General features: G+C 42.9%; 11 protein-coding genes and 1 pseudogene. 5 read left to right on the top strand and 7 right to left on the bottom strand.

Annotation, left to right across the window (positions count from 1 at the left end):
- Positions 1-3 precede the first annotated feature (3 nt).
- Positions 4-270: pseudogene (locus tag NWP21_RS07530) on the top strand (IS701 family transposase); the annotation flags it as partial.
- Between the two features lie 169 nt (positions 271-439).
- On the opposite strand, the gene NWP21_RS07525 reads toward NWP21_RS07530, so the two are convergent.
- From NWP21_RS07525 to lepB, 3 genes are all read right to left on the bottom strand, one after another.
- Positions 440-2,176 (bottom strand): R3H domain-containing nucleic acid-binding protein, encoded by a 1,737-nt coding sequence (locus NWP21_RS07525; RefSeq protein ID WP_280792205.1) that lies wholly within the window; start codon positions 2,174-2,176, stop codon positions 440-442.
- Positions 2,177-2,252: 76 nt separating this feature from the next.
- A complete protein-coding gene (locus NWP21_RS07520) occupies positions 2,253-3,338 on the bottom strand; it encodes a circadian clock protein LdpA (RefSeq protein ID WP_280792203.1) in 1,086 nt (361 codons plus the stop codon).
- A 278-nt stretch (positions 3,339-3,616) separates the two neighbouring features.
- Positions 3,617-4,240 carry a signal peptidase I gene (gene lepB, locus NWP21_RS07515; protein WP_280792202.1) on the bottom strand — a complete coding sequence of 208 codons (624 nt, stop codon included), beginning with the start codon at positions 4,238-4,240 and terminating at the stop codon, positions 3,617-3,619.
- 262 nt (positions 4,241-4,502) lie between these two features.
- On the opposite strand from lepB, the gene NWP21_RS07510 reads away from it, so the two are divergent.
- Positions 4,503-5,822: a dihydroorotase gene (locus NWP21_RS07510; RefSeq protein ID WP_280792201.1), complete on the top strand. Its 1,320-nt coding sequence runs from the start codon at positions 4,503-4,505 to the stop codon at positions 5,820-5,822.
- A 1,349-nt stretch (positions 5,823-7,171) separates the two neighbouring features.
- On the opposite strand, the gene tsaE is transcribed toward NWP21_RS07510, so the two are convergent.
- On the bottom strand, positions 7,172-7,630 hold the full coding sequence (gene tsaE, locus NWP21_RS07505) for a tRNA (adenosine(37)-N6)-threonylcarbamoyltransferase complex ATPase subunit type 1 TsaE (protein ID WP_280792263.1): 459 nt from the start codon (positions 7,628-7,630) through the stop codon (positions 7,172-7,174).
- A 7-nt stretch (positions 7,631-7,637) separates the two neighbouring features.
- Entirely contained in the window at positions 7,638-9,008 is a 1,371-nt protein-coding gene (locus NWP21_RS07500; protein ID WP_280792200.1) for a YvcK family protein, read from the bottom strand.
- A gap of 152 nt (positions 9,009-9,160) precedes the next feature.
- Between NWP21_RS07500 and ruvC the strand changes: the two genes are divergently transcribed.
- Both ruvC and NWP21_RS07490 read left to right on the top strand, forming a co-directional pair.
- Positions 9,161-9,652 (top strand): crossover junction endodeoxyribonuclease RuvC, encoded by a 492-nt coding sequence (gene ruvC, locus NWP21_RS07495; protein WP_280792199.1) that lies wholly within the window; start codon positions 9,161-9,163, stop codon positions 9,650-9,652.
- A 323-nt stretch (positions 9,653-9,975) separates the two neighbouring features.
- Positions 9,976-10,488: a hypothetical protein gene (locus NWP21_RS07490; protein WP_271734353.1), complete on the top strand. Its 513-nt coding sequence runs from the start codon at positions 9,976-9,978 to the stop codon at positions 10,486-10,488.
- A gap of 57 nt (positions 10,489-10,545) precedes the next feature.
- Here the strand turns inward: NWP21_RS07490 and NWP21_RS07485 are convergent, their stop codons facing one another.
- On the bottom strand, positions 10,546-11,127 hold the full coding sequence (locus tag NWP21_RS07485; protein WP_271734351.1) for a thioredoxin family protein: 582 nt from the start codon (positions 11,125-11,127) through the stop codon (positions 10,546-10,548).
- Positions 11,128-11,267: 140 nt separating this feature from the next.
- On the bottom strand, positions 11,268-11,483 hold the full coding sequence (locus NWP21_RS07480; RefSeq protein WP_271734349.1) for a chlorophyll a/b-binding protein: 216 nt from the start codon (positions 11,481-11,483) through the stop codon (positions 11,268-11,270).
- A gap of 165 nt (positions 11,484-11,648) precedes the next feature.
- Between NWP21_RS07480 and thyX the strand changes: the two genes are divergently transcribed.
- Positions 11,649-12,371, top strand: coding sequence for an FAD-dependent thymidylate synthase (gene thyX, locus NWP21_RS07475; RefSeq protein WP_280792198.1), 723 nt, complete (start codon positions 11,649-11,651; stop codon positions 12,369-12,371).
- The last annotated feature ends 2 nt before the right edge of the window (positions 12,372-12,373 follow it).

The following is a 12,373-nucleotide window of genomic DNA, read 5'->3' as shown; positions in this document are numbered from 1 at the left end:
CAGGGGTTTAGATTTAATCTTGTCTTGGCAGATAGTTTATATGGTGAAAGTGGTAAAAATTTTGTAAGTGTCCTCAATGAATTAAATCTTAATTTTCTGGTAGCGATTCGCTCAAATCACAGATAATGGGGAATTACAGACTCGGAAGTAAAATACTCTGATTGGCAAAGATTCAAGCGTGTATTCTCAGATTTAAGTTACGAAAATAGATATATTAGAGAGATAATATTTGGGAAAAAATCAGAAATTAGATATTGGCAAATAACGACAATTATCTGACGGTTGTTTTCAACTTCAAATGCTTGTCAATAATCTAACTCCTTCAATTTTTCAAAACTGCAATATCCCGTATTTCCACTTTTCCTCTGCCTAGAGTGACAAAAGAGGGTTAATAGGGGATGAGGAAAGTAGGGTAATTTTCCCCATCCCCAGTTTTGAATTAAGCTGGATAAATCCGTAACCGCCGATTTGGTTCTTCCCCAAAACTATCAGACTTGAGTCGATAATGTTCTACCAACTCATGCTGCATCTTCCGTACCTTAGAAGAACGGGGTAATAACTCTACAGGCTGTCCTTTAGGAATGACAATCTGCTCCACAGCCAGTCTAGCTTCTTCTAGGGCATCCACCTCATCATCAGTGCCACTGTGTAAAAACAGTTGTAGTTCTAGCTCATCGGTCATTTCCGGATCTTCCATGTTCAGCAACCGCCGCAAACCACGGGTAATCTGGGGAATTGTACTAGCCTTAATCATGTGAATTGGCACATGGCGGGCTTTAGCCATTTGCCTGAGTTTCGCCTGGTTTTTCACGTGCGATCGCAGTGCTAAAACTGCATCAGATGTGTCAATGTCTTTAGTCAAAATCACTGGCAGATTTAATACACCAATCACCTGTTCTAGTTGGTGACGACTGACACCATAGGGATAAATATGTAGTGGTAAATCTTCACCATTGGGGCCGGTGTATCTACTGGTCTTGACATCAAAACTCTCAGAATAGTTAAAAGACTCATCCAGCAAGCGGTCAAACTCAGTAGGTGCACTTACCCGCTCCCGTTCTAAAGACAGGGGAGGTAGTGCTACCATTTGTCCTGATGAACGCCAGCCATTAGTTGGTCGCACTGGTGGCAAAGATTCCTCTGTGCTGGGAAACTCCCCACCCAGACCTTTAACCAGGGATAACTGCCGCGTAATGGAAACCTTCCCCTGGTCATCTACGGTTCTAGTTTGTGGGCTAGGCTGACGACCTCTCAGGAGGGTATCTACAGTATCAGCTACACTTTCATGTATTACCCAGCGCTGCCGTTCTAACATTTCCACAGCAATTTCAAAAGTCGGTGGGGCTTTGCGCTCCAGAACCGTTTTTTGACTACCCCGCCTTCTAGCTTCGTCATCCCCTAAAGTCACAGCCTGAATACCGCCAACTAAATCAGAAAGGGTCGGGTTTTTAATCAGGTTGGCAATTTGATTACCGTGAGCAGTACCAACTAACTGTACACCCCGTTCCGCAATAGTCCGAGCCGCTAAAGCTTCTAATTCCGTACCAATTTCATCAATAACGATCACTTCTGGCATATGGTTTTCCACAGCCTCAATCATCACCTGATGCTGTAGTTCCGGTTGTGCTACCTGCATCCGTCTAGCCCTACCAATAGCCGGGTGCGGCACGTCACCATCCCCGGCGATTTCGTTGGATGTGTCAATAATTACTACTCGCTTACGTAAATCATCCGCCAAAACCCGGGCAATTTCTCTTAAAGCCGTGGTTTTACCCACACCTGGTCGCCCCAGCATCAGAATTGATTTACCAGTTTCCACTAAATCGCGGATCATGCCAATAGTGCCGAATATTGCCCGACCCACACGACAGGTCAAGCCAATAATTTTACCACTGCGGTTACGGATAGCACTGATACGGTGTAAAGTTAGCTCAATTCCGGCTCGGTTATCTCCGCTAAAAATTCCCACGCGCTGAATACAATCGTCGATTTGTGCTTGAGTCACCGGTGTTTCGCTCAGATACTCAGCTTGATTGGGAAAGCGAGCCTCTGGACAACGCCCAAGATCCAAGACCACTTCTACTAAATTATCTCGTTGGGGATGACTTTCTAGAACTTTCTGCAGGTCTTGGGGTAAAATGTCTAATAACTTTTGAAGGTCTTCTTTAATCGTCATGCTTTCTATGGTGACCTTTTGAGAGATAACGTTTACACTGAAGGCGGCCAAAGTGAAGGAGGAGTTATAGCTCCTGCTATGACTTGATCTGGGAAACTAGGGAATGGGCAAGCTTGACTGCTCGCCAGAGTAATTCGGGTTCTTCTTCCAGGCGCGGTTTGGCCTTAACACTGGTTTGACTCACCTCCTGATTCTCTAACTGTTCGAGCACTGGTGACAGCAGCACACGGGCGTAGCTACCGTAAGCGATGCCAGAAACATGAGCACTGTTGAGAGATTTCAATAGCCCCATTGCTTTTAACTTAGCAACTGTGTAGCTATTAGTGCCACCTGCTAATTGGACATACCCCGGTAAGTTAGCTGTCAAAACTTTCTGCCCTAATTTCACCGTTGCTAAGGTGGTGCCATCCCCAATATCACCACTCATAGGGCGGCCGTCTGTCTGCCAAATTAAGGCACCAGATAAGGGTGTGATTATCTCAGTAATTTCTCGGAGGTAGTCAATTATTCCCTCCCCATCTGGGCAGCTAATGGCTACTAATTGCAGTTGGTCAGCCCATGGTGCAATTGTTTGCCATAGTTGCCTAAATTCTGCCAAATTTCCGACTTTTGTATGAATTTCTAAGGCATCTACTACCTGGGAAATCACTAATGGTGCGATCGCCGTCCCACTGGATATATAGGACTTTGTATAAATTTTATCATATGGGCAAATGGGTAGGCAACGTCCACAGCCGTAACACTTTTGGGCTTCAACCCCCGAAAATTCACTTATACTGTTAAATATGATCGCTTGTGCTGGGCAAATAGTTTCACAGGGTCTAGAGCAATCTGGGGGACACTCACTAGAGTTAAACTCGGCTTTACGAAAATGGGGATCTTCCCCATCGTTCAAGCTCACCATCAAAAAAGGTACATTGCCCTGATAGCTATAACCCCTCAGTTGTGCATCCTTGACCAAACTCTTGGCTGCTTGTAACCCTTTCTGGGCTGCTGCGATCACAGCAGGGTCAGCGGCCACATCTATACAGTCAGCACCCGCCAATGTATAGGCTAATGTTAAACTTCTGACGGCCGGCAAATGTTGGTAGCTGGCTCCGCAGATCAGTTTGAACCAGTTTCCTGCTTTCAAGGATTGTAAAGGGGCTAACAAATCAGTCACATTTCTATTATGCTGTTATCAAACTAAAAATAGTAGTCTCGAATATATAAAAAAGTCTTGATTTTGTGAATCTTGAGTTCTTAGTAGTTAGAGTCTCATTGTGTGAATAGTCTGTCAAGCCTCTATAGATAGATATTTGGCTGTGACTATTTGATTTTTTGCATAAATTCATACCTCCTGGTATTCATTGCTGCTGAACAAGAATGAACGCCAGGAATTGAGCGCAATTCCCCATCCGGGGGGTTTGACTGTAATTGAATCTAGGCATACAATAGCGGCTAATTCAGTCCCCCAATATTATTTAGCGGCCAAAAACGGAGTACAGCACGACCGATAATATTCTCCCGGGGAACAACACCCCAGCAGCGGCTGTCATAGCTACTGTTGCGATTATCACCTAAAACTAGGTATGAGTCAGGGGGTATGGTTTGCGTTTGTGCTAAGTATGCTTGCTGCGCGGCTGATGTACAAACATCAATTTCCGTGCGCTGCTCGGAGGATAGGTAGCTAAGTTCCTTCAGGGGTTGATTATTAATGTACACTTGCCCATCCTTAAGTTGTACCTTTTCTCCTGGTAGGGCTACTATACGTTTAATAAAGGCGTCTTTGTATTGTTCGTTTTGTAGTGTTTGTGTGGGAGAAAAGACGACAATATCTCCGCGCTGTGGGCGAGAAAACCTATATTTCAATTTATCGACAATTATCTTGTCTGCCTTCCACTGGTCGGGAGTACCATTGAGTGTAGGCTCCATAGAGCCAGAAGGAATCCAGCGAGCTTCGGCTACAAAGGTACGAATGCCTAGAGCTAGCACAATGCTTAATACAACTGTTCTAGCTAGTTCGGCAAACCACGAATTATCAGATTGTTGAGCGGAGTTGTTATCAGACACTTGATTTTGCATGAAATTACTGAAAATTTGGCAGGAGGACAGTAATTAACTCGTTGGCGGAGAATATATTCTTTAATCTTAACGAGTAAATTCTGTTTTCTGAGTCGAAGTGATCATTGATCATAGAAGCTTGAAGCCATTAAAAATTAAGTTTTTGTGCTTTGGGATGCCAAAGGTAGTCAGGATATGTAAAAATACATCCCAATCAGGGAAATTAACTGGCAATCAAGTTCATCCTAAAAGCACGAGTATCTGTTCAAATCCTATTAACCTCATGTCATCTCCATATAGTTTACTAATTCGCGGCGCTAATATTATTCTCCCCAATGGTGAGTCAATGGTGGGGGATGTGCTAACGCGCGATCGCCAAATAGTCGAAGTTGCGCCCCAGATTTCCACCACCGCACCAACTACAGAAATTGACGCTCAAGGGTTAACTTTGTTGCCGGGAGTTATTGACCCCCAGGTGCATTTCCGGGAACCAGGCCTAGAATATAAGGAAGACTTGTTTACGGCCAGTTGTGCCTGCGCCAAAGGTGGTGTGACTTCCTTTTTGGAAATGCCTAACACCCGCCCGCTGACTACCACTCAGCAAGCTTTAGATGATAAGTTGCAACGTGCAGCCAGTAAGTGCGTGGTTAATTATGGCTTTTTTATTGGCGCTACCCCTGAGAATCTCCCAGATTTACTTTTGGCAACGCCGACCCCAGGAATTAAAGTTTTTATGGGGTCGATGCATGGTCAGTTACTGATGGATCAAGAAGAAGCTTTAGATGCTATATTTGCTCGAGGCGATCGCCTAATCGCTGTTCATGCGGAAGACCAAGCGAGAATTAACCAACGTCGTCAGGAATTTGCTGGTATTCATGATCCGGCGGTTCACTCTCAGATTCAAGATAATCAAGCGGCACTTTTAGCCACTCAATTAGCCTTAAAACTTTCTCGTAAATATCAACGCCGTCTGCATATCCTCCATATGTCCACGGCGGAGGAGGCTGAGTTACTGCGTCAGGATAAACCAAGTTGGGTGACAGCAGAGGTAACACCACAGCATTTAGTATTAAATACTAGTGCTTATGATACAATTGGCACTTTAGCCCAGATGAATCCACCTTTGCGATCGCCCCACGATAATGAGGTACTGTGGCAGGCTCTGCGCGACGGTGTGATTGATTTTATTGCTACAGACCACGCCCCCCACACCTTGGCAGAAAAGGCTCAAGAATACCCCAATACCCCCTCTGGAATGCCGGGGGTAGAAACTTCTCTACCAGTGATGTTAACTGCGGCTCAGGAAGGTCGCTGTACTGTGTCTCAAGTGGTTAATTGGATGTCTCACGCCGTGGCGGTGGCTTATGGTATCCCCAATAAAGGGGCGATCGCTCCTGGTTACGATGCGGATTTAGTTCTAGTAGATTTAAACACCTATCATCCTGTACGCCGGGAGGAACTGTTAACTAAGTGTGGTTGGAGTCCTTTTGAGGGCTGGAACCTCACAGGATGGCCTGTAACCACTATCGTCAGTGGTGAAATTGTTTATGACCAAGGTAAGGTAAATACACAAGTACGGGGACGGGCTTTAAGCTTTATCTAGTGAATTGATTTCGGTGGTTGAGCGAAGTCGAAACCACAATACCCCCTGATATTGTTCCCTTCGACTGCGCTTACGGGAACTTATTGATTTCGGTGGTTGAGCGAAGTCGAAACCACAATACCCCCTGATATTCTGTTCCCTGTTCCGGTGTTCCCTGTTCCCTCAAACTAAAAAACTTTGTAACTCACGATCATGGGAAATACTATATGTCAATATATAATCTGATGTTTATAGCTATTTTCACCTACATAGATTTATAAGTATAACTTCTGATAAAAATCATTTAAATAAATTAATCTCATTCATCTACTATCAGTAACTGTTGCTCTGTAAATCCCGAATCCCACCGGGGAATACCACTGAGGAATATAAGTTCAGGATATATATTTAAAATATGAGTTTTTGTGTGGAAACTATCCGGATTTTGGATTTAAACCACGTATTCAATAACTAGGGTTAAGTAAACAGGCATTTTTTTCAAAACTATGTTTGATACATATAAAAATTTTGTATTCATTTAATTGAACGTCTGAAAACTTAATTCTGATATTTTAGATTATTTTTGATTCTCTTCTGTAACTTTGATCACTAGCTTAACAGCAGGTAGTCAGTCGAAGCACAACCAGATAAATCAGCATCTTATCACACAAACTTAATCACTATTTACCGGGACAGTCAAAACAATGAAGCAATAGGAATAACAGTAGTAGCAGCAGATAAAAAAACAGGGTAACTACTAAAAACTGCTGGTAAGTTCACAGATATTGCTAATCAAAGCAATCTCATCGGATGGTTTGAGTTAGTTGACGTTCATCTAGTACCATATCATCTGCGAGAATAGGTAACTCTAGTTAACCGCAGTGAACAGCTATTAGATGTCAATTATCACCGGTTTAAATGTTGAGGAATATTTAATTGATTTTGGAATCATGAAAACAACAATGATAACTGTAAGTTTTGCTGATGAGCGTGGTAGTGGTAGATAGCGGTATCTTCATGCATTTAGTATGAATGGGGGACAAGAAAGGTTATAAGGAAAATGCTGCACCTTGACAACTGAATTTCTATTGAAGTTCACCGGTCCCCGTTATAAATGGGTGGGGAGATGTCAATGCTGTTCTGTGAGGTCTTCATCTTTGCTCTGGTGGTCTCTTAGAGGATGTTTTCACAATATTTTCTTCTCCCCCTCCTTTAGTTTTATGTGCAATACTACCCAAGATTGGCAATATAATCTTGGTAATCTAGAGAATTGCTACTTTAGTTTGAGTTCATCCATTTTTTAGGTAACCTGATACCTAGGGCGAGGGAAGCAATGGCGATCGCTCTTTTAGCCTACAGGTAAACCATATCTAGAGCCTAGTAATTTGGGCTTGACGAGTCCCGTCTTCCCCATAGGTCAATAACACCCTCAGATAACTATCTGGCTTGTAGCACATTCGTTCTGGCCATTCAATGGCCACAATTCCCGGTATCACCTCCACACCTTCCCAATAGGTTTCTAGGTTCAAAGCCACAACCTCAGCGGGTTCTAGGCGATATAAATCTAAATGGTATAGAGGGATACGCCCTTGGGTATACTCATTAATCAGGGTAAAAGTAGGACTAACAATTGATTCAGTGATGCCTAAACCTTGACCAATTCCCTGCACTAGGGTAGTCTTACCACTGCCTAAATCACCTTCTAATAAAATTACAGTCCCAGGAGTGAGGTTTTGACCAAGTGTGATGCCTAAGCTGACAGTTGCCTGTGCATCTGTAAGTACAATATTCCCAGACGGGTCAAAATGGGATATTTTTTCTGGTTCCATTTTGAATTCACTTGCCATGATGATTTCCACTGTACCACCGTAATAACACTCGTGCTAGTTTCTGGGGATTGTGACGCACGTAACCTGTTTCATCTTCATATAAGACATTAGCTAGAACAATTCGCCGCCCTAATAGGGTGACATTTTCTCTATCCAAGAATACTGGATGGGAATTTTGTTGAGCATAACGTATGAGTGATGTCGCAGAGGGAGATTTTTTGTGTACTAAAACCGCATCAAACAGTTGTCTGTTTCCGCAGACTGCATCAATAGCTTGAATATGGTCACCAACAGTATATCCCTGGGTTTCTCCCGGTTGAGTCATGATATTGCAAATGTAGATGCGAGGGGCTGTAGATTTGGCGATCGCATCGGCGATTTCTGGTATAAGTAAATTCGGAATGATACTAGTATACAAACTACCAGGGCCAATAATAATATAGTCAGCCTCCTTAATGGCCTTAATTGCTGCGGGCAAAGCCGGCGGTTTTGGGGGGATACAGCCAATTTTGACAATTTTACCCCCGGCTTCAGGAATACTAGATTCTCCCTCAATGCGACGACCATCCTCTAATTCTGCCCAGAGACTAACATCACTTAGAGTAGCCGGTAACACTTGTCCTTGTACAGCTAGCACCTTAGAACTGGCTGCTACCGCCTGTTCTAAATCCCCAGTAATATCAGTCATAGCAGTTAAAAACAAATTGCCAAAACTATGGCCTATCAACCCATCCCCAGCCTTAAAACGATATTGAAATAATTCTGTTAATAACTTTTCTTCATTTGCCAGTGCTGCTACACAATTACGAATATCCCCCGGTGGTAAAACACCAAATTCCTGACGTAACCGCCCCGAAGACCCACCATCATCAGCTACAGTTACAATAGCGCTAATATTGGCGCTGTAGGTTTTCAATCCCCGTAACAAAGTAGAAAGTCCTGTACCACCACCAATCACGACAATTTTTGGACCGCGGTATAATCGGCGATGTGCCATCAGAACGTCAATTAATTCCTCTTCGCTATCTGGTCGTAGCACCTGAGTAATTGAGCCTACAGTCCGAGTTTGACCCCAAAGCAGCAACAGTAAACCAGCCAGTAACACCAACGGTCCACTAATATAGTGGGGTAAAACCTCAGCAATTACTGCCAAAAAACTCCTAAGCAACTCTATGGCCCAAAAAATTGGGGTTAGCTTCACCGATATTGCTAACCCCAAAATTGCCAACAGTACACCCCCCAGACTGATAAGTAACCAACGTTTTATAGCTAGTCCTGGGGATAACCACTTGAACCACTGGTTGAGACGGTGAGAGGTGAAGCAGGTAGACTGCTTTTGCAGGGCTTTAAGAAGCCGATTGAGAAAACCAATTGACATACCTGATTCAGACCAGTGCTACAAAATAAATGATTAACAGGAAACTTACCCTACTTGGTCTTAACATCAAATGTGAAATTTCAACTTGATTCAGGATTTTAGATTAGCAGCAAGTGGTCAAACTTGCCAGTGTGACTTTCAAATTGAATTTAATGGAAAAACGTATTTTAGGATTAGATCCGGGATTAGCAATTTTGGGCTTCGGGCTAATTAGTTGCACCCAGAATCCGGCTCAAATCACCGATACATCGGTGAAAATGGTAGATTTCGGGGTCATCCAGACCTCTGCTAAAATGGAGATGGGACAGCGCCTATGTACCTTATTTGACGATTTACACACTGTGATTCAGGAATTACAGCCAGATTTGGTAGCGGTAGAAAAATTATTTTTCTATCGGATGTCGAGTACAATTCTTGTGGCACAGGCTAGAGGTGTGCTTTTGTTAGCTTTAGCACAGCATCAGCTGACCTATGTGGAATTTACTCCCGCCCAAATTAAACAAGCCCTAACGGGTTATGGTAATGCCGATAAGTCTGAAGTGCAAGATGCTGTGGCGCGGGAATTGGACTTAGATGAGATCCCCCGACCAGATGATGCTGCTGATGCTTTGGCGGTGGCTTTGACGGCTTGGTATGAACTATAGCACTACGCATACACGTTAGGACATCATAATTGTGGTTTTAAGGGAACAGGGAACACACCGAACAGGGAACAGGGAAATGTCCTAACACTTGTGGTTACTGCTATACCTCCAGTTTAGGGGAAGCCAACTAGAGGTAGTTCCTTCTAAAATATTTTAGATTTTTTGATTTTTATATGGATTTTTGTGTTAACTTATTTCACTTACCCAATCAGCAAATTCAGTTAGTATTGAGGATGTTTGACCCTTTACTTGCTGATTGTCACAGCTAAAAGTATTAGTGTTATTTTTCTCTCATTCAATAGCGTTTAGCTCCCTTCGCTCCCATGCTCACCCATCACCGCAAACCCGTATGTTTATCACTTATTTCCACTGATCTGCCCCTCCGGTCTGTGGTTGAGACTGACGGTACACTGTATCAAAAAGATACTGATAAATTCCATTTACTGTTGACAGTACCGCCCCTAATTACCTGTGAAGTGGCCAGTTCTTTAGGTTCACAAGACATCTATCACGGAAATCACAAGCAAGCTCAAACCCCCAGAAGTCCGCGAATTTTGTGGCTGGAGATTTCGCCCTACCGCGTAATTATGACTATGCAAGGTCATGATCAAGTTAGTTATCGTCATTTCTGGGAACAAGGCGTTTATGGACTGAGCCGTTATTGGTTACCTACAGAGTCTTTGCAATCTCATACCCCCATGCGGTTACGAAATTTTACGAAAATCCTCTCACTCAAGGGAAGTTATTTACCAGAGTATTTGCATCTGGAATATGAATTATGGGCTGAAAAAGTCCAATTGGGAAGTTACATCTTGAATCTGGAAATTCATCACTAACCAAGGTTTTTTTGGGACTGGGAACCGGGGATGAATTGCTTTCATCCCCAACCGCAATCACCCAAAATAACTGGGTTCATTACCGGGTTTCCATTTAATATTGCAGCCAATACTAGGCTTTTGTTCTATGGTAATGGGTTGACCGGCCAACACTGCGGCGATCGCACTGCGTAAATCTGCACCTGTCACCGGTTGATTATTACTGGGACGGCTATCATCTAGTTGTCCCCGATAAGCCAGTTTACCTTCTGAGTCAAATAGGAAGAAATCAGGTGTACAAGCTGCTGTATAAGCTTTTGCAGTTTCTTGGGTCTGGTCGTAACACAAAGGAAACTTCAAATCAAGTTCTCTGGCCATTGCTTTCAAAGACTCTGGCCCATCATCTGGGTATTTTTCCGCATCATTGGCACTGATAGCAAGGATACCTAACTCACTGTTGAAATAATCTTTTCCTAGCAGGGCTAATTCCGTTTTAATATGTTTGACAAATGGGCAATGCTGACAAATAAACATGATTAACAATGCTTTTTTATCAGCAAATGTATTTAGGGAAATTGTTTTTCCAGATACCACTTCTGGTAGATGAAAATCTGGTGCTTGTGTGCCTAATGGCAACATTGTGGAAGCAGTTAAAACCATAGTTCACCCTGATAATTTAATCTGACAACGGCTCTTGCTGGTGCGTTACTGTCAAAATACCATCGAACTCTCCATAAAATTAAAGACGTTTACTATAAACGTCTTAATAATATTTTATATGTTAAAGTCAAGATTAATTTTTACAGGCTTGCCAAAAGGCCGAAGATACCATGTCCTGTGAATACTTCTAAGGCTATAAGAGAGACAAAACCAATCATTGCTAAACGACCGTTGAGTAATTCGGCGTAGGGAGTAAACCCGGTGCGATCGCCTTGCTCATCTACATAAACCTTTGGCTCAATGGCAAAGTTGTTCATTAGACCTTGGTCGTCAACAATGCTTGTGTTGCTACGCATATAATTTTTCCTGTTTTTTACTTCTTATGTAAATAATTATAACAAACAGATTAATTTTTGTAAACTACCTGAACTGAATTAATTTTGAGGATAGTCCCTGATCTTGGTTGCGTAGTGGGTTAAATTAGGTTGACATAAATTTAACGAACAGGCTGCAATTTATCAATGGATCGATTTCGAGTAGAGGTTATTGCCAAAACACCAAATCCTCAGCAGGTGATTTACGCCGCGATGCACCAAGATTATAGTGATGGCTTGGTGTATGATCAGCGTGACTCCTGGCCTACAGAGTCAAAATGTGGCGAAATTATTCTTAAGCGACTATTAGCGGGGGAGAGGGGACATTATGGACCATTGGAGCATCCCCAAATTGTTTTCAACTGTGGTTATTTCCCCCATAGTGTGATGCAGCAGGCTCGTACTCATAGAATATCTGTATCTTTCGATGTCCAGTCTTTTAGGTATACGGGTAACCAATTTATTGATGTAGTGGAAGGCAAAAAAGACATTGAAGAGGTTTTTTACCTGCGTCCAGTTGGTCATTACTCCGATAGAAATGGTAAAAAATATTACTATTCTCCCGAACAACGCACAGCGGACTTAGCATGGTGTCTGGAAGCTGCGAAGCGTTATAAAGCCGATTTTGAGGGGGGAATGTCTGAGGAACACGCTAGAGGTAAGGTACCTTTTGATTATCGCCAGCATTTTGTGGTCAGTTTCAATTTACGCTCCTTCATGCACTTTTGTGATATGAGATATAAAAAGGATGCTCAATTGGAAATTCAAAAGTTGTGTGAACTGATGTGGCCTCATTTTGTAGAATGGACACCGGCGATCGCACAATGGTATGAAAAGCAGCGTCAAGGTAAAGCTCGGTTAGCTCCTTGAAA

The sequence above is a fragment of the Anabaenopsis sp. FSS-46 genome (genome assembly GCF_029891665.1).
Lineage (GTDB): Bacteria > Cyanobacteriota > Cyanobacteriia > Cyanobacteriales > Nostocaceae > Anabaenopsis > Anabaenopsis arnoldii.
This window is presented reverse-complemented; position numbering and strand designations above follow the sequence as displayed.